This window comes from uncultured Algibacter sp. (assembly GCF_947487605.1).
GTDB lineage: Bacteria > Bacteroidota > Bacteroidia > Flavobacteriales > Flavobacteriaceae > Algibacter_D.
On the sequence record NZ_CANKXK010000059.1, the window covers coordinates 1 to 740 of the forward strand.

Below are 740 nucleotides of genomic sequence, written 5' to 3' on the forward strand. Positions count from 1 at the left end.
TACTATTGATCCTATATTTTCGATTGTTACAATAAACCTGGGAAGATCCAAAAGTCGGGCTTATTAAACCCAACGGTCTCGTATAACCGTCAGTTACGGGTTAATATGCGTTATTTTTCGGTTTGGCACAGCCTTTAGCAATTCCGAGTGGATTCGGACGTAGTCGAATCCGCCGTAATTGCGGTTATACATTGTTGGCACCAGTTATTTATTCCAATTAGCATTTAAAATCGGATTCATTTCTTTTAATCTGTTTACCAAATCATTTGCGTTTTCAATTTCCGTTTTCCAATTCTCATTCAGTTTACTTTTCGGATATCCTTTTCCAGATTTCAGGTCATAAACTGCATATATTTCACTTTCTTTTCCCCAAGTCAGATACACAATACTGTCATAAGATTTAGCTTTAAAATTTTCCAAGTCAGTAATATGGTCGTTAGTTCCAATTAAATGATGCTTTTCCAAAATCAGATTTTCATCAGAGTCCAATATTTCATAATACAATGGTGTCACAAAGTCAAATTCGTCTTTTTGGTAGATATTTACAAAAGTATTTTCTATTCCGCTCACTTTCAGTTGTCCGATTTTCCGTTCTTGAAAACAGGACGTAAATAAAATTAAAGTCAGAAGTAAAAACAATTTCGATTTCATTTTTCTAATTGGTGCCAACGGTCTCGTATAACCGTCAGTTACGGGTTAATATGCGTTAATTTTCAGTTAAGCACAGACGTTAGCAATTA

The 740-nt window shown here is 34.5% G+C and carries 1 protein-coding gene; it reads right to left on the bottom strand.

Going from position 1 to position 740, the window contains the following annotated elements:
* Nucleotides 1–204 precede the first annotated feature (204 nt).
* Complete coding sequence (locus Q0739_RS14925) at nt 205–570, bottom strand: hypothetical protein (protein ID WP_298239535.1); 366 nt, start codon at nt 568–570, stop codon at nt 205–207.
* Between the last annotated feature and the right edge of the window lie 170 nt (nt 571–740).